Consider the following 19,066-nt stretch of genomic DNA (forward strand, 5'->3'; position numbering starts at 1 on the left):
GTCTACTCGCTTCAAAGGTATCATCCAGTAAATCACCAGCGCCACAACATGAGTAGATACGTCAAAAAATTCTAAAGCATATAACAGTGTTCCTCTATTCCCCTTGGTCTTTGGATTTATTAACAAGTCGATAAGAGGTAATTTACATATGATAACAATCCGATGTCTCTTTTGTATATAGCGAACATTGTCGAGACCCTAAAGAGATATCCACTCATTGATTTAAAATAAACAAAATGTTATATTGTCTATAAAATAATCATCATTTAATTGAGGTGTTTGCTAAAATGGATCATTCCGAACTATTCTGGAATGCTGGTATCGAAGAACTGAAGCGAGGATATATTCGCCAAGAAGAGCAGGTCATTTGCCTGCTGGACGGACAGCGATATGAGCAAGGCATCATATATCAGGATCAAGGGGTATTTTATGACGCAGAGCGGTATATGCGACTTCATATTCAGCGGACGTATGGTTCAGTCTTTGACTATTTGATCGGTCTGGACAAAAAGCTGACTGGACTGACGGATCATCAGAATCGGTTGCTTCAGTTATTTTATCAAGGCATGGGCGATGCGGATATTCAAAAGGAAACTGGAATCGGTAGCGCATCCACCATACGTAATCATCGCTTTGGTCTCAAAGAAAAAGAACGGCAGGCCAAGGTATTTCTCACATTAATGGAGCTGCTAAAGGAGAAGGACCGCCACGCTCCCGCCATTGTAGAAGTACCCATAGGAGCACGGATGGTGGACGAACGCTACAACATTACGGAAAACGAGCGGCAAAAGGTACTCACGAAGTATTTTCCGAATGGGACAGACGGACGCCTAAAGACCTTTAAAATGCAAGAAAAGCACAAGCTGATTGTGCTGCGTGAAATTGCGGACCGTTTTGTAAAGGGACAAATATATCATGAGAAAGATATCAATGCGATTTTACAGGAAGTATATGACGATTATGTCACGGTGCGAAGATATATGATTGAATACAATCTATTGGATCGTAAGCCGGATGGCAGTGAATATTGGTTGAAGGAATCTTGAATCTCAACGTTTATGAAATCAGCAATTTGCATAATTCGATTCCCAACGCTCGTAGGTACAATATATAGACGAACTAAATCGTTTCGATCTATACATTGCTGATTTGAAAATGCTCTTGGGATTTATGCAAAATGCTCAAATAGGAGGATTCGACAATGAATCGAAGAAAAGAATTGGTGCAGCAGTACATGGAGATGAAGACAGAGGCAGGAATCTATTGCATTCGAAATACACGTAATGGGAAAATTTTCGTCTCTTCCACGCTGAATTTAAAGTCGCTGAATGGACGGCGTTTTGAGCTGAACATGGGTGGATTTAAGAATAAACAACTACAACAGGAATGGAATGAGTATGGCGAAGATTCGTTTGAATTTGAAGTGCTGGACGTTTTGAAGAAAAAGGACTCAGCGTTCTTTGATGTCAAAGATGCACTAGCAAAGCTGGAGCAGACCTGGCTTGATCGACTCCAGCCTTACGGGGACAAAGGGTATTTGTAAACTTACCGATCCACGGGATGCTCTTCCCGAAGGTATCCAAAAATAACAGCGTCGACAAATTGACCTTTTTCATAAAAATAGTCTCTCAGGTGACCCTCTTTAGTAAAGCCACTTTTGAGTAGCAGCCGTTTGGAGCCTTCGTTATCTGGATCAATGAAGGCTTCTATACGGTGAACATGCGGCAAATGAAAGCCATAATCCACGACCACCTTCATCGCCTCCGTCATCAGACCTTGCCGCCAATATTCCGGTGCCAGCTCATACCCAATTTCAATACGGGAGTGCTCCTTCTGCCAGTTATGGAATCCAATTGTACCCACGATCCGCTCAGGAGCCTCTTTTAACGTAATCCCCCAACGAAAGCCCTCTTGCTTCTCATATCTGGTTAGCATCGAACGAATAAATTTTTCGGCTTGCTCTACCTCTGTAAAGCTTTCCAAGTCATAATATTGTGTGACCTCATCCTTGGAAAAATAGCCGAACACATCCTCCGCATCCCCTACTGTAAGCTGTCTTAAACGAAGCCTATCGGTTTCTAAAATCGGAAACGTTTCCATTGACATTATCCATCTCCTCCTTTACATCGAAGAACCTACCTTATCAGCCACCAGCCAATCCCAACCATCACTCCATTTATGAAGAATAATACAATACATGCTCTCCACTTGTTGCTTTCACTTGTTTGAAAAAAAACAGTCACTTTACTACGACACATGAACAACGTAAACAACAAATTCCAAATAATACGCATACCATATTTTACGTAGTATAGAGCAGGGTTTAGCTGTACACCGCCCAACGTTGGAGGGACATCCGGAATAAACAGAATTGCACACGTATAACGCATGGTCTCATATGTAAAATAAAATACTGCCAGCCACCAAGCCCACTTCTTACCAAATAACATGCCGACACCAGCAGTGGTCCCTGCCAAACCGAGTAACGCGATAAACCCTTGAAACATCCCCCTACAAATACCTACTAACGTAGAAGCCTCATTTAATGCATTAAGCGTCAATAGCTGGGTCACCAACAGAAGTGCTCCATTAAAGATCAATAAAATGGCTGAAATGCTTACACCTAAAGGTCGTTCGAAAACCACGTTCGTTACATAATCTTCTACTTCTTTTTTCGTATACAGATCTGACACTTCTTCTACTCTCCTAACCCAAATTATATACTTCCATTTCGGGCGGGTATAATAACAGTATGTTCTCGCCTCATTCCCATATATCGGCTTTTAGGAAAATATGATTTAATCTTTCCTGAAAATTCCGTTATCCGTAAGCTAATCATTATTATTCAGTGCAGCCATACTGCTAATGATCATCCGATAATGGTGTCAAATTAGCGTCATGAGAATCTCTATCATTAACAGAATCCCAAATAGAGTAATATCTATCCTTATACTACCATTCCAAGAATGAATCTGACAAATGAATGAACTACTACTTGCGCTTATGAATGTATACGCGTTATTTTCGTGGCCCTGTAACCTTCTGATGACTGGATATACTCTACTTGATAACCCATTCGAGCATCCAAAAGCCCTTCCATAAACGGAAGGCACGGACTGTAAATAAAACTCCCTCCTGGCCGAATGGCTCTAAGCAATTCCATATATTTGCGAGCGTACTCATGAATATTACCATCTGCCTTCAGATGATGATGTATAAAATGATTGGAGAATGCCATATGTGAAACGATCGTTCCCCATGTACGTTCTCCAAAGGTGATCTCTAACCAATCTCCTTGAGTGACACAACCTTCTGTTTCAGCCAACCGATCTGTTCCGTAAGCTTCAATTCCACAGGCACGTAAATAAGTAACTAACCGTGCCTCAGATCCGCAACCAACGTCTAGAACAGGCTCTTGCAAACGAGCAATGTCCAATCCCAGTAGATTGGCTTGCAACTCCGGCGTATACTCCTCACAAGGTATCCAAAAGGTATACTCACACTCTGCATACTTAGCAAACATTTCACGTCCATTGGTACGAGTTAAAAAATCTCTCAAATGCCCGTAATGCTGCTGAAGCAGCAAGTCCAGGGTTGCTCTATCTATAAATTTCTTCTGAAACAGTTTTTCAATCCGGGTGAAAAGTCGATCATACAGCTCCGTAAGCTCCCTCGCATGATCTGTGTGAAAATGTAGATACTGATTGGTATTTACAAACTGGGACAGTATTTTAGCCGCTACATCCTTCACAAAAGCGTTATACATATGCTGGCGCTTCAAGCTTTGAAGCATGAGGATCAGTTCCGAGCTTCTCTGCGTCAGCCAGTACGTCATTTCTGTTGAAGGTCCTAACAGAACAGAACCCTCGCGCATATAAAATAAACTCCGATGCTGATTGTACAGGAGTTGACCGTTAATAAGATTATGAAGTTGAGCGACTGTCATTCTCGCTTCCTCCTTAAGATCCAGAACATTAAAGCCCTACCCAAGCCTCAGCAATGCTATCTTTGGGTAGGGCCAGCTTATTTTCTAAGTATACCATGACTATGGAAATAATGTTTTATTGCGAATCTTCCGCCTGTACATAAGAGGATAAAGGAATATTCAACTCACGTATTCCCTGAGCTACCAGCCGAGCTATTTGCTCCGCACCGTATTCCTGAAAATGTGTATCATCCTTCACTCCATCAGGAAATGCAGGATACACCCCTGGCTCCACATGTAAAAATAACGGGAGTGTTCCTTCCAGGCCAAGTGTATCATAGTACGCTACACTCAAGCGGCTAAGATCGACCAGTGCAACATTTGTCTCCGATGCTGTTTCCTTCATGGCCTGCACATATTCCGGGAAACTAATCCGAAACGAGACACTTGCCGCATCATAATCCCGGCGGCCAACAGGAGTAATTAGCACAGGTGTTGCACCGCGTTGGATGGCTCCTTGGATGTAGGTTTTTAAGTAAACTTTGTAATCCGCGGGTGAAACATAACGCTCTTGGTTGTTGATCGCGGCATCATTATGCCCAAACTGTATGAGCAGATAATCTCCTGGACGGATATTGCGTAAAATATCATCTAACCGCCCTTGTACCAGAAAGGTTTTCGTGCTTCGTCCACCAATAGAACGGTTCACAAATATAGGCTCATCTGTGAAGAACGGAGCAATCATTTGCCCCCAGCCCGCCTGAGGCTTCATCGCGGATTTATAGGTTTGAACCGTAGAATCTCCCGCAAGGTATACCGAAGGGTGTTCTCCAGCCGTTCGAGCATCCTTTGGAGTAATAACCAAAGCGTTAATCTTCGCTTCATTACCTGAGAAATACAATTCAAGCTGCCCATCGATGAGTGCAAGTTCAAATCCAGCCTCGACAAATTGTCCTGCTGTTTTGGCAGTAGGTTCTACCTTGACGATGGACTCGGCTTTAACCGTAATGTCTGTGTTTCCGGCAGTATCTCCGGCAATTAGGGAAAGCGTGTAATCCGCAGGTGGTAAATTGACGACAAATGATGATCCTTGAACACGAACAAAATCTGAGCGTATAGCATCACTTCCACCACGATCCTCTTCATTCACTTTGGAAAGATCGGTAAATCCATAGCCTCGCTCAGGCGTGTAAACATCCTTGGCAGTGACTTGGGTGTAGCCGTCAGCTACGTTCCCAGGGCCAAAGTCAAATCGAAGAGGCGCCGCAAGCTGTCTTTCGGCCAATGCCTGCCCTGGGATAAGTATGGTTGCAAACAACAAGCTGAACCCTGCGCATAATCCAATCATCTTACCGAACAACCTGTGACGTTTTCCCTTTTGTTTCAAGCGCAACCCTCGCTTTTCAGGTTATTTGAGTGGTTTGTCATTGTCTCTACGTGTATTGCTCCCCGCCAGCTTTTGACAACCTTGATCCAGCGCCCAGGATACCACAATGCCAACCGTGTACCTGATCAGATCCGCGGTCAGGAACCCTTTCCCAAGCACCAAGCCGCCCAGCGTCGTTGCCCGAATGTGGTTAATCCAGGGAGCCTGGTACATCTGGCTGAACTCAATGGCGAAGCAAAACAGCAAGCTGCCCCACAGGGCTACAGACAATTGACGATTCACCCACAACATTCTCAGCCCCAAATAAATCATGCACGCCCACAAGGCATCCCCAAAGTGATCAGCAACGAATTCAGGCAACCGGGAGGAGTAAACCCGGCTTCCCAAACCCAACAAGATCGTGACCAGCACAGCAATTAGGTACGCAGCGCGAGCCTTCCAGCGGAATTTCCCCTTTATTTCCCGATTGGCCTTCCTGATGACGCTCTTACGAACGCTCCTCATGCTAAATCACCCGTCCTAATGCTGGGACATCTCCGCCAAGCTGCTGGAAATTCGTAAAGCATCCTCTCTTGGATAGCGCTTGCAAGATTGCTGAACCTTTTGCTGATGTCATATTGTATGCACACCAACTTGTCTGTATTTTTCATAATATAATTAATCATAACGAGCCTCCGTAATATCGTACAAACGTATCAGCAACTTCCAAACTGTTCGTGTGAGGATACTAAAATTCAATACCACGCACCTTGGCAAAAACCATTTGGTGTACCATGCTTCCCTCTTCATCATACTCGACGTTTCTTAAAATCCCCTCCAGTGTAAAACCTGCACGTTCCGCTACCTTGGCGCTGCGCGTGTTTCTGGAATCACAACGAATCTCCACCCGATTGGCATGCAAATGCTGTATGGCAAAATCCGTAATACCGTGCACGGCCTCTGTTATAATGCCTTTTCCGGTCCATGATGTTCTGAGCCAATACCCAATTTCAAATCTTCGTGCATCCCAATCAATACGATGCAGACCGCTGCTGGCTACAAATTCTCCCGAAACCGTATCAAATATATACAACATCATATCAGACCGATCCAAAAATTTAAGTCTGGCTTGGCGCGAACGGATTTCAGATTCCTCTGCCGTAGGAAGATTTCTTGCAAACGGAAGCCAAGGCCGCAGTTCATTCGCACTCTCTCGTATCGCCTCATTGACTGCCGCCCCATCCCCCCATTGCGGAGCGCGTATGGTCAATCGCTCCGTCTGGAATTGGTCAGGGAACGATAAGAGAATGGGATTCGGTTGCTGCTCCATACTCATGATGCACCCTCCTCCTTATTCGTTGAATAACTGCGACGATCCAGCCAACCTGTGATTTCACGCAAACTCCCAATCTGATAGTCCGGTACAATGCCTGTTTCCTGCCACGTCATAAAGCCTTCCAGCCAGATGGTATGCAATCCTGCACTTTGTGCACCACGAATATCATTTGTCGGGTGATCGCCTACATAACAGGCATGGCCGGGATCGACAATGTCCAGCTCATTCAGAGCCAACTCGAAAATTCGAGGATTAGGCTTCTGGATGTTGACGCCGCCCGATACGATAATGGAATCCACATAATCCCTCAGCATAACTCGGTCGATTTTCGCTTGCTGCGTGCGGAGTGAGCCGTTGGTAATAATACCAAGCTTCAAGCCACGCGACCGCAGTTCGGACAGCACTTCCTTGGCCCCGTCCATCAACACCGTAAACTTATGAAATTCACCATACCAAAAGCCCAGCATCTCTTGTACTGACGTATCGGGATTTTTCAGTTCCAAGTCTGCATGCAGCTCGGTATACAGTTCCCTCTTATCCCGGTACCCGTCCTGATCCGCCAAACGTATCTGTTCAACAACAGCCGCGCGGCTCGCCGGTTCTTCTGCCACAATAAATCGTTCAATAAAGCGCTCTGTATATGCCGCAAACGCCTGTTTACGATGAATAAGAGTATTATCCAGATCAAAAATAATCGCTTCTATGGACATAAATAGCTCCCTTCCTTCATCTTCTTGCACCGATTAGGCTGAAACAAATTGAATAATTCCTATTAGAAATAAAAGAAAAAAAACAGACAAGAAAACGATGATCATGTACTTCAAGATTCTCTTGGAGGTCGACTTTTGTTCCAGTTTGATCTCGATCTGGGTCAACCTTTCTTTGATTTCTTCCAAATCCTGCTCCACCTTCACATCATGCTCCCCTTCCTTCGTTTCGACTTATTCATCTTCCTGACACTCACTCACACAAGTTGCTCCAAAAACGCACTTTTTTTACGGCATTAAAATCAATTTGTTCATAAGGCTTCTCCCCAAATTCCAGCTTGAAATACTCCTGCAAACATTCCCCATACACGATAATATCCGTTTGATACACTGAAAATACCGGATTTCCTTCTTCAGATGGCTGCTCGGGGATATATCGATGTCCGTTGATCGGGATTAGCTTGGGCACACGTAAAAACTCACGTTTACATATATCAACGGCTTCCGCCGAATCTGTCGGTTTTTCGCCCCATTCGGGAGGCCAGAATATATGCTGCTCTACATCAAAAATCATACCTTCCAGCGGCCAATTCAACCTTTGCCGAATTACCCCCATCCGCTGTGGTGACGTATCTCTCCAAGGAATAAAGCTTTTACCGATGGGAAGAACACTCATCAGAAGCTCCCGCAAATCGGGCGGGAAGTGAATATCATACCTGCCTTCGACGTCGGTAACCTCCTGCATGGATAAGCCTGGAGCTAAGGTCACATCGTGTTTACGTAATAAATCTATGATATAAGCGATATCCATCTCTTATCGACTCCTCAGCAGCTAGCTAGTTGACCGGATTGGTCAAGAGGCCTACCAGGCTTGTAACTTCAACTTCACCAACACGGCGCGGGCCTTCCATAAAATATCCCCTTGTTCCTACCTGTATCCGGTGTCGGTGTACCTTTTCCCTCATTTCTCCAAACAAAACCCACATTCTCGCCTGTCCTTCCCGGTGAACCGGACGCTCGGTATCCATGATCAATTGACCATCTCCATCTTCAAACTCAGGATGTATGGCGTAAATCCCCGTCGTCGTGATATCATCGCTCTCATAGGCAAAATCGCAGCGGTACCCCTGAAAAGGCAGCTGTTTCCTGCCTCCTTCTTCCGGCGTGTAAAATCGATACTTTATTGTAAAATCGTGCGTATGCTGTCTGCTATTTTCATAGGGGTTCCACATTTCATATCATCCCCTTAGGTCTTTTCCAAAAATATGTACTTCTTTCTAGTGTAATTCAATAGGAAAAGAAATCCAAGACCTATCCGCAATACATTGCTGAATAAGCTTGGATTATATGAGAGTCCTTTATTATAATATATGACTTCTATACTTGCTGTCCGTTCACCTGAACATCTACGGCTACTTGCTGCCCCAACCAAGCCTGCATGCGATTCCACGAAAAAACCTGCTCCATGTGAAATACACCATATGGAAGTTCTGAACGGTACAGGGCGAGCGCTGCAAAGACGGTTGCCTTAGCGGTTAAATCAGATTGATGGTGCCCCCTCAGCCGACATTCGACCTTCGTCTCCTTGCCATTGAGCGTTCCTCGGGCATCTACCTTGACCGCTACAGCATTCCCTCCTAGATGTATCTTGCCAAAGCTGCGAACTACAGCATCACGCACAGTTTTCTGTCGGAGTAAACCTGATACTCCTATCGTTCGAAGCCCTGCCAGAAGCCGGGTGGTCAAGCGCGAATCGAAGCAAAGGCGTGTGCTAACCGTAGGAACTTTGAGCGTACGAGGAAGTGTCTGCTGATCCGAAAAAGGAAATCGATACGCCCGATGACGACCCACTCCTGCACCAAAGTCTGCTACTATGCCGTCGGTAAAGCTTTTTCGAGTCACAGGGCGTCCCTGTTCTATAACCTCCAAATCGGCATGAATCTGATCTACTGTCCACTCAATGGCAGCCTGACCGTGTTGATCTCCCAAGCCCAGCATCAAAGATATGTTCAACTCATCTGTCTGATCCATGAGCTGTGTCGCTTGCAATGCCAACAGATTGGTCAGTCCCGGAGCTAATCCTACACTTAACAGGGCTGTGGCCTGATAAGCTCGGGCCTCCTGATGACACTGCTCCACCTGACTCAAAAAGTCCGCATTCGCTGTAATATCCATGTAATGCACCCCATGTTGTAGACAGGCACGTACCAAGGTCGTATTATCCTGATCCAGACACATGATCACCATTTTGGCTTGCTCTAATATCGACGGGTCCAACGGCTCATGGATATTAAGCTGCAGGGGCTTTATCTTACCATTCGATTGTCTACTAAATTCAGTGGCACGCTCCAGGCTACGACCTGCGGCAAATACCTTGCCGGGAAACATTTCACTTAACTCCGTGCATATAATTTTTCCAACATGGCCATACCCGCCAATGATGATGATGTTATCCTTTGTCATAAGTCGTCTCTCCCTCTTTAACCGCAAACCATGCATTTACTAAAAAAGCGCCATAATACCGGGTGATGTGGGTAAAGCCTGCCTCTATCAACAGCTCCTGTATTGCCGCATTGGACACCGGGTTTGACTCACGACCGATGGAAGCAGCGAATCGTTCCCAATCCTCGAGTGAAATGCCCTGACTCAGCATATGACCTTTCCATGCCTGCATTTGGATGGAAAAAGAAGGCTCCTGCGGATTCCCATTAATAGAAGCTAGACAAAAAGGTGCACCCGGCTTGAGTCGAGCGGATATCTGGCGTAGCAATGCCTGTTTACTTTCCAAGCTCCGAAGAAAATGAAGCACCAGCAGGCAGGTAGCAGCGTCATAGACCGGTTCTCTGCATGACTCTTCGCCGTGCTTTTCGTGCTGTTCTTCAGGCTGTTCTCCAGACAACTCTTCCAACGTACCTGCAACAAACGATACTTTTGAACTGATGCCCGCATGTGTCACACGCTTACGTGCCAAATCCAGCATGTGCTCAGAGGGATCGACTGCCGTAAAGGACCATGCTTCATGGCGCCCTCCGAGTGTTATCAATTCCTGACCGCCTCCAGCACCGACAATTAGCACATTTGGATCTATATTTCTAGTATGAGCTTGTGCCTCAAGCTGTGCGGTTATCAGACAGTCTGTCATCTCATACAAATGAGCATATCCAGGTATTTTTAAAGCAATCGTATCCGCGTACTTATGCACATTCGGATGATTCCAGCTCATAGGTTGGTTTGAGTCCGTATTTCCAATAGGGGTATGTCTCATATGTGCTTTCCTCCAAACATTTAGCCTTGATCTTCTCAGACCATTCGTTTATTGTAGATTTTATTAAGAATCATTCTCAATTATAAAGACAATACGAATATCCACCATCCCATAAATGTGGGATTTAATAATCGCGCTTGAGAATCTCCAGCTTTCACGATAGGAGTAAATGATGAACGCACACTACACGCAATTTGCACAGCTTAAGGACGCCCGACAGCAAATCATTGATCTGGGGGAAAAAGCACCCTCATCCCTAACGTACAAGCACACCCTAATCGACCGCTTGCGTACTCAGATTGCTTTCGATGCGGCGTGCTGCACCTCAGTAGATCCGCGTACGCTGCTTTCCACGGGGGCATTTACAGAGTCGGGTGTGGAGGACATTCATAACAAACTGCTGGAATACGAATATCTACACGACGATATGATGAAATATGATCAGTTGGTGCGAGAAGGACAGTCTGTAGCGACGCTACATGGGTCTACACAAGGCCAACCGGATCGGAGCACACGATATAGAGATGTTTTGCAACCCGCCGGATTCGGGGACGAGCTACGTGTTCCATTTATGTACAAAGGGAGCTGTTGGGGATTTCTTACGTTGTTCCGTCATCATGGAAAGCCTGTATTCAGCGAGGAAGAGCAACAACTGCTTGAAGCATTAGCGCCGTCCATAGCCTACCATCTGCGTCAGGCCAGTGTCGGTTTATCTCCAGCCCCTGCCATGATCACGGAAAATGAACTTGAGCCAGGGGTTCTAATGCTTTCCGATAAGCTAGAACCGATCTCGTCCAATACAGTAGCAGAGCAGTGGCTACATCTGCTTCGGCAGCAGGAGGGAATCCATGAAGACAGCCTTCCGGCTCCTGTCCGGGCGGTATGCCTGCGAGCGCTATCCACTGCCACTGCACCAGCCCGACTATGTATCCCTTCCGCAGACGCAGGCACCCCATGGGTAACCATCAGAGCCACCCTTCTGCAAGGCGGACAGGAGCATACGGGTCAGAAGCAGCTAGCCGTATGGTTTGAGGCTGCTAAAGCAACTGACATGCTACCGCTTATGGCCGAGGTGTACTCATGGTCCGAACGAGAGAGACAAATTGTCCAACTCATTGTTCAGGGCTTTTCGACCAAGGAGCTGGCCAACGCACTTCATATTACTGCCTACACGGTGCAGGATCATCTGAAAGCGATTTTCTTGAAAACAGATGTAAGCAGCCGTCGTGAGCTAGTATGGAAGGTATATTCTAGATTCAATTAACCTATGTAAAGAAGACAGATGACCCGATTAGGGATCATCTGTCTTTGCATCACTGCTCTATTTGGACGCAAGAGCCTTATTTCTTCGAAGAGGAGTTCGTATCATCGTATGACACTGGTGAGGGCTTCGCAATCCATTCATCAGCCTCAGGCTCGATATCCACGCCATTTTCCAGCTTCGTTTTCTCCATCAAGGAATCTCCGTCCTCGTCCTTCTTGTTGCGGATTTTCGCTTCGTCTTGAGTGTAGTCGCTCATGTTGATTCCTCCTTTTTTAATTTCATCTGATGGTTGTACTTTACTCATAATTACCCATTGCCGTCCTGTACAAACCTCTACACGACCAGATGCCCTTTTTTCTCCGCCGGTCCAATGACCGCCTCAATGCCAGCATTAAACTCCAGAAAGTCGCTTTCTATTCCATCACTGAAAATAACTCCATTTTCCGGCATCTGCGATGCAATCCGTAGCGGTTTTTCGGCTGCTACCTGACCAAACACGAGTTCCGCAGCAGTCGTTCGACTGGGGAATGGTTCTCTCACCGTAAAATAAAGCGATGGCGAACTCCAAGTTGCACGATGATCATGACTCATTCCGTCTGCTGCCTCTTCCTGAGTGAAGGCTACACCGGGCATCAGCTGGCCTGGAGTCAGCGAGATTGGATGCCGTGTAGCACTGCCGACAATTCCGGCCGCTCCAGCCAGCACACTGGTCAGCCAGCCTGTCGCTCCCAATCCGGTTGAAACGATAATGCCGCTGGATGATTGTTGTTCTACTTGATCCTCCAGCCTTAGCTCATATCTCGCGGAGACATGAGTTTTGCGCCCAATGAACAAATCATTTACAGCATACAAGGATTGGCCATCATTTAATTGGGCTTTAGCCAGCGTAACCTCCTTAATTGGCCGTCTGTGCACGAACACATCCGGCACCACCCAGCGCAGGTCGGATACAGTAAACGGCAGCAATACCCCGTCCCAGCGCAATGGATCTGGATTCACACCGATAAGCGGTTGCTCGGTCAAATATTTTAACGTGTTAGCTACCAGCCCATCCTGCCCCAGCACCACCACTGTATCCTGCTCACCAAAAATAAAGTTCGGCACATGCTCCCGCTCCACAATCTGAACACGACCCAAGGCCGTTAACTCCGACGTTGCCGTTGCCACCGCCCTGCGGTAATTTTCGTCCTCCAGCACATAATCACTGAAATCCGCACCCAACCGTTCCATAAAGAAGCGAGCCTGCTGCACCGTATTGTATCGGACAATCAGTTCCTCCAGTCGCGTTTTACGCTTCACCAAAATGATCTTCTGCTCTGTCATTCGGCTGCTCATCGTGTTCTTCCTCCAGACCCTCTCGATCCTGCTGATCCGCTAGCTCCCGTATCTGACATGAGACCTTGCAGCAGATCCGGCGTAATATTCAGCTGACCGATTTTGCCTGCATTTTCTGCAAGCTCCTGGAATGCGATCGCAATTAGCTTATCCGGGCTCATATCCATGTTGGCCATAGCTTGAAGTACGTTCGGCTCAACATCCTGCAACGATTTCATGACTGCTGTCAGCTCATAGGCCTTGGCATCGGCTTCTGCCTTTTTATTCGTTACAGTCAGCTCAATCAGCTCGCGTTTTTTCTCCTCCAAGGCTGTGTCAAATCGTAGCTGCTCCTCTTTCATCTCGCTTTGCTTTTGCTTCACAGAACGCTCGGCATCGAGTTGAGTTTCGCGGATTTGTTTCTTTTTCGTCTCTACTGCAATCTCAGTGTTCAGCTCGTTTTCCTTCACACGCCGCTCTTGCTCAATAGATGCATTACGACGCTCATACAAAGCATGATCCGCGTTGCGAAGAATCTCTTCTCTCGCTTGAGCCTCCAGCGCTCTCATCGTCTCCTTATTGGGTAGAATCGCCAAAATCGACAGTCCCATAACCTCAATGCCGAGCTTTTCCATTTCCGTATGCTGTGCAATATCCTTCGTCATATTTTGGGCCAGACGTTCACTGGACTGAACAGCTTCTTTGAGCGGGACACGCTCCAAATACTTTTTGGTAAGCACCTTGGCGATGTTAATCACCCGTTGGGCCAGCTTGCTCGGGTCATCCGAAATGTAGCGTCGTTCCTTCAAGTCATACGTATAGTTTAAAATCTGCGTCGTTCTCCGATAATCCACAATTCGATAAGTCAGTTGCCCCTGCACCGTCACCGCCTGAAAATCATTCGTCATGTCCTCAAACATGAACGGCGCATCAATGGAAGAGACGGGCACGACAACAACCGAGGTGGTCGGGGCGTAGTAATAAAAAGATAAGCCAACACCCTCTCGAACCACCTTCCCGTTTTTCACCTTCATCACATATTCACTGGGCTGAAATTTAACAAAATTAAATCCAAACATAGCCGCTTCCCCGCTTTCATTATAGTTTATAATATTTTGTTATTATCATTTTGTTATTAACAATAAAATAACACACATTTTCAATAATATCAATATGACATTTTTAAAAAAATAAAGGCCATTTCCCCTCCGATATGCTCGGTTAGAGGAAACAGCCTTATTGAAACACTTTATTTATCATCCACATTCCATTCTCTATAAAATTGCTCCAAGTACATCTCCATCCATTGATGCCGAACTTCCGCCAGCTCTCGGGCATAAGCGGTATTCATTAAATCCTTGAGTTTGAGCAGCTTTTCGTAAAAATGGTATATGGCACTTTTACCTGCGGCACGATAATCATGCTGTGAAAAGTCTTTATCCGGGTGATGCATCATACTGCCTTTTGAGCCAGCATACATAAAGGTTCTTGCAATCCCAATCGCTCCAAGAGCATCCAACCGATCCGCATCCTGCACAACTTGACCTTCCAGCGTTTCCATAGGCGGGTTTTGTCCACCATTGTAGGACATCGTAGCTATAATAGTCATCACGTGCGTGATCACATCTGGATCACTTACATGCAGAAGCAGCCACTGCTCTACTTTATCCAGGCCCGCTTGCTTGGAATCATTTAATTTTTCATCCGCTACATCATGCAGCAGTGCTGCCAGTTCACAAATAAACGAATCTGCGCCCTCTTTGGCAGCAATTTTAAGGGACAGCTTTCTCACCCGGTCTATATGAAACCAATCGTGACCACTATGATCATGCTCCAACTGCTGCTGTACAAAGTGCTCCGCCTTTTGAATAATATCTGCCAAAATCGCTTCCTGTTGCTCCGTTCGTCTCTCCATATGTCACCTTTCAATCCCGTCCATACTTTCTATGGTAGGTTCGTTTAATTTTTTAATGCTTGGCCATCTGCTTACTGCGAATCATTGAGAGCGCCTTACGGGCTGCCAGTTTCCCATTCGGGCTTCCATGCTTCACCACTTCTTTTAATAATTCGGTCGCTGGTTCATATCCATGATGTCCCAAAAGGACACATGCTCGTTCCTGTACATACATATCCTCATCGTCCAAATAGGGAAGCAATGAGTCTAGTTCGCAGGTAGGCGTGATCGCCATTAGGCTGTAAAGAAGCTGACATCTCACATCATCATCCACAGGTGAATCCTTTTCTAGCAAGGCTCTTAGTTCATTCATGCAACGAATATCTTCCGCTAATTGTTCTGTGCTAATGTCCTCGCCGGACGGATAATCCTTACGGAGCTGTTCCCACTCCAGTGCTGGATTTTGCTCCAACTCTGTAATCAGAGAAAACGCACTTCTGTACGCCGGTGACAAATCCGTTTCCTCGTGACTTATATAACACAACTTATATGCTAACGGCCCCTCCACATATATGCCAACATAATTAGAATGGTCATCCGTCCATAGAGGGACGATATGTTTAAATACCTCGATCTGCCCCATCCACTTGATGCCCTCGGCAAGCTCTTGCTCATTCATGAGTTGAAGCTGAACGTTCCGTCCCTCTCGTTCCTTGCTATGTACATGCAAAGCTTCCACCATGTCGTCTGGCAGATGAATTGCTAGCCGTTCAAGTACCTCTTGTAAGCTCATTTTTCACGCTCCTTATCTTCTCTACTCAAAATCTACTATATAAGACCGAAAAGGACAGGCTTTCTTCATTTTTTTCTATATGGTGTATGCTATCCAACCTTTAGAACGAGAAGTCAGTAACCTGACAAAAAAAGAACCTCCAAAACCACACAAATCGCAGTCGCGGAAGTTCTTTTACATTTTCCCTACCCTATTGCTAATCCTATATAACTTATTCCGTATTCTTACTCCACGACACCAAGCTCGCGGTTTTTTTCCTTGAATCGGCTGTTATGAGAAGATACATATGCCGCTTTGTCAGCTGCTGGATCAATGTACAGCTTGGCGCTATTCAGTGCAAGGGCGGCATCTGTGAACGTACCGGCAATTAGATACAGCTTGCTTCCGTACTCGACAAAATCGCCTGCTGCGAAAATCCCTGGCAGATTCGTTTCCAGCTTTTCGCTCACTCGGGCATGCCACTCACCCATATCCAGTCCCCAATCCCGAAGCGGGCCGAAGTCGGATTTAAGTCCATGATTTACGATGACAGCATCGACATTCAACACCTGTATTTCGCCCGTATCTACATGACTGATCGTCACCTGTTCAATCGTCTCTCCATTGTTGCTATGTAGCTGACTCACCGCGTATGGTGTGAGGACACGGACCGAGGATGATTTCATACGAGCTACATTTTTCTCATGTCCGCCAAAGTGATCCCGACGATGTACGACGGTCACACTCGCCGCAATAGACTCTAGCTCATTTGCCCAATCCACCGCCGAGTCGCCTCCACCGGAAATCAGGACGTGCTTGCCCCGGAATGGCTCCAGCTCTTGTACAGTATAATGCAGGTTCGTAACCTCATAGCGGTCCGCACCCTCAATCTCCAGCTTAGCCATTTTGAGAATACCATAGCCTACTGCCAGAACGATCGTGCGTGTCCAATGCTGTTCCCCTGTGGCAGAAGTTAGCAGGAACGTGCCATCCTCTTGCCGATCCAAACCAGTGATCTGCTGTCCCAGCACAATGGTAGGCTCGAACGTCCGCGCCTGCTGCTCCAGCTGATCAATCAGCTTTTCACATAAAACCGGGGTAACCCCCCCGACATCCCAAATCATCTTCTCTGGGTATATGCGCATTCGTCCGCCCAGCTCATGCTTGGCTTCGATCAGCTTGGTTTTCATATCTCTCATTCCACTGTAAAATGCGGTATACATACCGGCAGGACCACCGCCGATGATCGTTACATCATATAATTCCAAGGACACTGTCACTCTGCAACTCTCCCTATCATAACGTAATATGTCTGCTCCTATTATAAGTGATAATAATTATCAATATCAATTAAGAAATAAAAACATGACCATTACAGAGGTTTTTGTGACCTTAGAACTACATTTTATAAGTTTATATAGCTACTGCTTCCATTATTCTCGTAGATTATGCAAGGATTGCTGCACTATCGCATGCAATGCTTTTTCATTAAGTCCTGTCTGTACAAATTGAAAACGGTGATCTGCCAATTTCTGAACTCGGTCTATGATCTGCCCCAGATGATAAGCCGTATGCTCCACCACATGGTATACGTCATACATATTTATCGTCCCCGTATGGTCCAATGCTACACAGAAGGATGAAAAAGCTTCTTCTAACTCATCCATCAGTTGTTCCTTGTTTTGCATGGAAGGTATAAAGCTATCCTCCATTCCTTGCTTGTATGTAATCGTCGGATCTATGAGCTTGGCTGCGTTTCTGCGCACATGTACCATGATATGGTTGATGATCCCACCAATGCTATTCGTTTCCGTCTCACCTACTCGCCATAGCACCTGTTCATCCAAAAGCACAATGCATGCCCGCAACTTTACCAAATATTGATCGTACATTCTGTGCTTGGATATGATTTTAAACTCATGCATAGAAGAATCCATATATTTATTTCCTCCTTCGTCCTATCAAGTGAATTTCTCAAAAAAATTACTTCCCTCGATCATCCAATACTGTTCAGGTGAAGGTACCTCGTTCAAAAAGTTTTGATATTCCCCTTTCCACCCCGCTGGGACATAGTGTTCAAACGAGGCTGGCTCAGGAAATAGCGAATAGAGAACTTTTTCATCAAAGTTAACATACAGAGCAGGACAGAACTCCAACACTTCATCCTGATGCTGAATAGCACCATCAAGCAACTGGAGCATTGAAGTTAGTTCCCCAGTAGCCACCTTATATTCACAGATGTGATCCAAAAATGCTCCCACTGTGGTTTCATCCAAAATAGGGATACCAAACCGTTCCTCCATCTCGGTATTCAAAAACCAATACTCTCTTTCCGTCACATACCAATTCCATTCCCCTTCAAAGATAACACCAACAATGATGTTTTGCGCATATTCAGGCCATAATTTCATGAGCTTCTCGCGTTCCCTTCTTTCTCACTCACAGTTCGATCCAAAACCGGTTTACACGGTTTCCGTCTTCCTCTATGTAATCCTTGTCCGGCGTTCCGCCATTTTGTATGATTGTTTTTTTGGAGGCAATATTATCGGAGTCGCATACGACCAGGGCTCGGGAAATCCCCAGCTCTTTTGCTTTTTCTAACGCCAAGGCCAGCATTGTAACAGCGTACCTGTTCCCTCGTGCAGAAGGACGGATACCGTAACCGATATGACCTCCGGCATTCATTAGGTGTTCGTTAAGGTCATACCTGATATTCACTGCTCCCACGACCTGTTCATTCGCATTCACAAGCCAGTATGTTGAGCTTTTGACCCAGCCTTCAGACAGGTTGATTCCATTTTCCTGATTACTTAAAAGCGTCAACATACCTTCAAAATCGTACGGCTCTACAGAGATCACCCAAGGTACCATATGCTCCTGGATCTGTTTCCATTCCTCATAAAATGAAAGATAAGCTTCCTTCCAGTCCTGATCCGGCTGTACCAATCTGACGGTCTGCATCCACTCACGGCCTCCTCTTTAAACGTTCAATTCATCTGCTATTGCTTATATTTCAATATCCATGAATTTTGCGCCCAATCTGCAAAAGAGAGCTTATTATCCCAAGTGACTCGCTTCATCGCTTTGGCACATCCCCAGTTTAGAATCTGCTGATGCAGCATATGCACCCGGAAACGCTCAGTAAATCCTTCTTTGGCTTCCATCCCTTGTGCGTAAGCAGTAAGAAAACCCTTTGCCAACTCTTCTTCGCCGTTCTCCAAAT

24 protein-coding genes are annotated in these 19,066 nt (G+C 45.9%); 3 read left to right on the plus strand and 21 right to left on the minus strand.

The window, feature by feature from the left end; genetic code table 11:
* Positions 1-287 precede the first annotated feature (287 nt).
* Positions 288-1,046 carry a DUF2087 domain-containing protein gene (locus tag MKX30_RS14290; protein WP_069080684.1) on the plus strand — a complete coding sequence of 253 codons (759 nt, stop codon included), beginning with the start codon at positions 288-290 and terminating at the stop codon, positions 1,044-1,046.
* A 155-nt stretch (positions 1,047-1,201) separates the two neighbouring features.
* Positions 1,202-1,543, plus strand: coding sequence for a GIY-YIG nuclease family protein (locus tag MKX30_RS14295; RefSeq protein ID WP_053324945.1), 342 nt, complete (start codon positions 1,202-1,204; stop codon positions 1,541-1,543).
* Between the two features lie 2 nt (positions 1,544-1,545).
* Here the strand turns inward: MKX30_RS14295 and MKX30_RS14300 are convergent, their stop codons facing one another.
* The 11 genes from MKX30_RS14300 to MKX30_RS14350 all read right to left on the minus strand — a co-directional run bounded on the left by MKX30_RS14300 (position 1,546) and on the right by MKX30_RS14350 (position 10,599).
* Entirely contained in the window at positions 1,546-2,106 is a 561-nt protein-coding gene (locus MKX30_RS14300; protein WP_254347824.1) for a GNAT family N-acetyltransferase, read from the minus strand.
* Positions 2,107-2,135: 29 nt separating this feature from the next.
* The gene (locus MKX30_RS14305) at positions 2,136-2,693 is read right to left on the minus strand and encodes a hypothetical protein (protein ID WP_023987734.1); all 558 of its coding nucleotides are present in this window, start codon (positions 2,691-2,693) and stop codon (positions 2,136-2,138) included.
* Positions 2,694-3,001: 308 nt separating this feature from the next.
* Entirely contained in the window at positions 3,002-3,946 is a 945-nt protein-coding gene (locus MKX30_RS14310) for a class I SAM-dependent methyltransferase (RefSeq protein WP_254347822.1), read from the minus strand.
* A 115-nt stretch (positions 3,947-4,061) separates the two neighbouring features.
* Positions 4,062-5,273, minus strand: coding sequence for a rhamnogalacturonan acetylesterase (locus tag MKX30_RS14315; protein ID WP_254348193.1), 1,212 nt, complete (start codon positions 5,271-5,273; stop codon positions 4,062-4,064).
* Positions 5,274-5,333: 60 nt separating this feature from the next.
* Positions 5,334-5,816 (minus strand): ribosomal maturation YjgA family protein, encoded by a 483-nt coding sequence (locus MKX30_RS14320; RefSeq protein ID WP_254347820.1) that lies wholly within the window; start codon positions 5,814-5,816, stop codon positions 5,334-5,336.
* Between the two features lie 223 nt (positions 5,817-6,039).
* Positions 6,040-6,627, minus strand: a complete 588-nt coding sequence (locus MKX30_RS14325; RefSeq protein WP_160789227.1) for a GNAT family N-acetyltransferase — start codon at positions 6,625-6,627, stop codon at positions 6,040-6,042.
* Positions 6,624-7,337 carry an HAD family hydrolase gene (locus tag MKX30_RS14330; protein WP_013309351.1) on the minus strand — a complete coding sequence of 238 codons (714 nt, stop codon included), beginning with the start codon at positions 7,335-7,337 and terminating at the stop codon, positions 6,624-6,626. The genes MKX30_RS14325 and MKX30_RS14330 overlap by 4 nt, the downstream gene beginning before the upstream one ends.
* A 250-nt stretch (positions 7,338-7,587) precedes the next feature.
* Positions 7,588-8,145, minus strand: a complete 558-nt coding sequence (locus MKX30_RS14335) for a hypothetical protein (RefSeq protein WP_053324940.1) — start codon at positions 8,143-8,145, stop codon at positions 7,588-7,590.
* A gap of 25 nt (positions 8,146-8,170) precedes the next feature.
* Positions 8,171-8,566, minus strand: a complete 396-nt coding sequence (locus tag MKX30_RS14340) for a hypothetical protein (protein ID WP_071558994.1) — start codon at positions 8,564-8,566, stop codon at positions 8,171-8,173.
* Between the two features lie 145 nt (positions 8,567-8,711).
* Complete coding sequence (locus MKX30_RS14345) at positions 8,712-9,797, minus strand: saccharopine dehydrogenase family protein (RefSeq protein ID WP_053324939.1); 1,086 nt, start codon at positions 9,795-9,797, stop codon at positions 8,712-8,714.
* Entirely contained in the window at positions 9,784-10,599 is an 816-nt protein-coding gene (locus tag MKX30_RS14350) for a class I SAM-dependent methyltransferase (RefSeq protein WP_034095001.1), read from the minus strand. The genes MKX30_RS14345 and MKX30_RS14350 overlap by 14 nt, the downstream gene beginning before the upstream one ends.
* A 172-nt stretch (positions 10,600-10,771) precedes the next feature.
* Here MKX30_RS14350 and MKX30_RS14355 point away from each other — a divergent pair, with 172 nt between their 5' ends.
* A complete protein-coding gene (locus tag MKX30_RS14355) occupies positions 10,772-11,863 on the plus strand; it encodes a LuxR C-terminal-related transcriptional regulator (protein ID WP_076294965.1) in 1,092 nt (363 codons plus the stop codon).
* Between the two features lie 76 nt (positions 11,864-11,939).
* Here the strand turns inward: MKX30_RS14355 and MKX30_RS14360 are convergent, their stop codons facing one another.
* From MKX30_RS14360 to MKX30_RS14405, 10 genes are all read right to left on the minus strand, one after another.
* Positions 11,940-12,119 (minus strand): hypothetical protein, encoded by a 180-nt coding sequence (locus MKX30_RS14360; RefSeq protein WP_023987721.1) that lies wholly within the window; start codon positions 12,117-12,119, stop codon positions 11,940-11,942.
* 77 nt (positions 12,120-12,196) lie between these two features.
* A complete protein-coding gene (locus MKX30_RS14365; protein WP_023987720.1) occupies positions 12,197-13,198 on the minus strand; it encodes a sugar kinase in 1,002 nt (333 codons plus the stop codon).
* Positions 13,195-14,256 carry an SPFH domain-containing protein gene (locus MKX30_RS14370; RefSeq protein ID WP_013309343.1) on the minus strand — a complete coding sequence of 354 codons (1,062 nt, stop codon included), beginning with the start codon at positions 14,254-14,256 and terminating at the stop codon, positions 13,195-13,197. The genes MKX30_RS14365 and MKX30_RS14370 overlap by 4 nt, the downstream gene beginning before the upstream one ends.
* A gap of 170 nt (positions 14,257-14,426) precedes the next feature.
* Positions 14,427-15,092 carry an HD domain-containing protein gene (locus MKX30_RS14375; protein ID WP_264454033.1) on the minus strand — a complete coding sequence of 222 codons (666 nt, stop codon included), beginning with the start codon at positions 15,090-15,092 and terminating at the stop codon, positions 14,427-14,429.
* 52 nt (positions 15,093-15,144) lie between these two features.
* Entirely contained in the window at positions 15,145-15,864 is a 720-nt protein-coding gene (locus MKX30_RS14380; RefSeq protein WP_264454034.1) for a HEAT repeat domain-containing protein, read from the minus strand.
* 224 nt (positions 15,865-16,088) lie between these two features.
* On the minus strand, positions 16,089-17,123 hold the full coding sequence (locus tag MKX30_RS14385) for an NAD(P)/FAD-dependent oxidoreductase (RefSeq protein WP_023987717.1): 1,035 nt from the start codon (positions 17,121-17,123) through the stop codon (positions 16,089-16,091).
* Positions 17,124-17,276: 153 nt separating this feature from the next.
* The gene (locus MKX30_RS14390; RefSeq protein ID WP_341062930.1) at positions 17,277-17,780 is read right to left on the minus strand and encodes a DinB family protein; all 504 of its coding nucleotides are present in this window, start codon (positions 17,778-17,780) and stop codon (positions 17,277-17,279) included.
* A 24-nt stretch (positions 17,781-17,804) separates the two neighbouring features.
* Positions 17,805-18,254: a hypothetical protein gene (locus tag MKX30_RS14395; RefSeq protein WP_023987715.1), complete on the minus strand. Its 450-nt coding sequence runs from the start codon at positions 18,252-18,254 to the stop codon at positions 17,805-17,807.
* A 28-nt stretch (positions 18,255-18,282) separates the two neighbouring features.
* The gene (locus tag MKX30_RS14400) at positions 18,283-18,804 is read right to left on the minus strand and encodes a GNAT family N-acetyltransferase (RefSeq protein WP_341062932.1); all 522 of its coding nucleotides are present in this window, start codon (positions 18,802-18,804) and stop codon (positions 18,283-18,285) included.
* A gap of 38 nt (positions 18,805-18,842) precedes the next feature.
* Positions 18,843-19,064, minus strand: a complete 222-nt coding sequence (locus MKX30_RS14405; RefSeq protein ID WP_053324930.1) for a hypothetical protein — start codon at positions 19,062-19,064, stop codon at positions 18,843-18,845.
* Between the last annotated feature and the right edge of the window lie 2 nt (positions 19,065-19,066).

The organism is Paenibacillus sp. FSL P2-0173 (genome assembly GCF_038008045.1).
Lineage (GTDB): Bacteria > Bacillota > Bacilli > Paenibacillales > Paenibacillaceae > Paenibacillus > Paenibacillus polymyxa_B.

Coding starts and splice junctions, on each gene's coding strand:
- MKX30_RS14290 (WP_069080684.1), top strand. CDS start 288: ATGGATCATTCCGAACTATTCTGGAATGCTGGTATCGAAGAACTGAAG.
- MKX30_RS14295 (WP_053324945.1), top strand. CDS start 1,202: ATGAATCGAAGAAAAGAATTGGTGCAGCAGTACATGGAGATGAAGACA.
- MKX30_RS14300 (WP_254347824.1), bottom strand. CDS start 2,106: ATGTCAATGGAAACGTTTCCGATTTTAGAAACCGATAGGCTTCGTTTA.
- MKX30_RS14310 (WP_254347822.1), bottom strand. CDS start 3,946: ATGACAGTCGCTCAACTTCATAATCTTATTAACGGTCAACTCCTGTAC.
- MKX30_RS14315 (WP_254348193.1), bottom strand. CDS start 5,273: ATGATTGGATTATGCGCAGGGTTCAGCTTGTTGTTTGCAACCATACTT.
- MKX30_RS14320 (WP_254347820.1), bottom strand. CDS start 5,816: ATGAGGAGCGTTCGTAAGAGCGTCATCAGGAAGGCCAATCGGGAAATA.
- MKX30_RS14325 (WP_160789227.1), bottom strand. CDS start 6,627: ATGAGTATGGAGCAGCAACCGAATCCCATTCTCTTATCGTTCCCTGAC.
- MKX30_RS14330 (WP_013309351.1), bottom strand. CDS start 7,337: ATGTCCATAGAAGCGATTATTTTTGATCTGGATAATACTCTTATTCAT.
- MKX30_RS14335 (WP_053324940.1), bottom strand. CDS start 8,145: ATGGATATCGCTTATATCATAGATTTATTACGTAAACACGATGTGACC.
- MKX30_RS14340 (WP_071558994.1), bottom strand. CDS start 8,566: ATGTGGAACCCCTATGAAAATAGCAGACAGCATACGCACGATTTTACA.
- MKX30_RS14345 (WP_053324939.1), bottom strand. CDS start 9,797: ATGACAAAGGATAACATCATCATCATTGGCGGGTATGGCCATGTTGGA.
- MKX30_RS14350 (WP_034095001.1), bottom strand. CDS start 10,599: ATGAGACATACCCCTATTGGAAATACGGACTCAAACCAACCTATGAGC.
- MKX30_RS14355 (WP_076294965.1), top strand. CDS start 10,772: ATGAACGCACACTACACGCAATTTGCACAGCTTAAGGACGCCCGACAG.
- MKX30_RS14360 (WP_023987721.1), bottom strand. CDS start 12,119: ATGAGCGACTACACTCAAGACGAAGCGAAAATCCGCAACAAGAAGGAC.
- MKX30_RS14365 (WP_023987720.1), bottom strand. CDS start 13,198: ATGAGCAGCCGAATGACAGAGCAGAAGATCATTTTGGTGAAGCGTAAA.
- MKX30_RS14370 (WP_013309343.1), bottom strand. CDS start 14,256: ATGTTTGGATTTAATTTTGTTAAATTTCAGCCCAGTGAATATGTGATG.
- MKX30_RS14375 (WP_264454033.1), bottom strand. CDS start 15,092: ATGGAGAGACGAACGGAGCAACAGGAAGCGATTTTGGCAGATATTATT.
- MKX30_RS14380 (WP_264454034.1), bottom strand. CDS start 15,864: ATGAGCTTACAAGAGGTACTTGAACGGCTAGCAATTCATCTGCCAGAC.
- MKX30_RS14390 (WP_341062930.1), bottom strand. CDS start 17,780: ATGGATTCTTCTATGCATGAGTTTAAAATCATATCCAAGCACAGAATG.
- MKX30_RS14395 (WP_023987715.1), bottom strand. CDS start 18,254: ATGAAATTATGGCCTGAATATGCGCAAAACATCATTGTTGGTGTTATC.
- MKX30_RS14400 (WP_341062932.1), bottom strand. CDS start 18,804: ATGCAGACCGTCAGATTGGTACAGCCGGATCAGGACTGGAAGGAAGCT.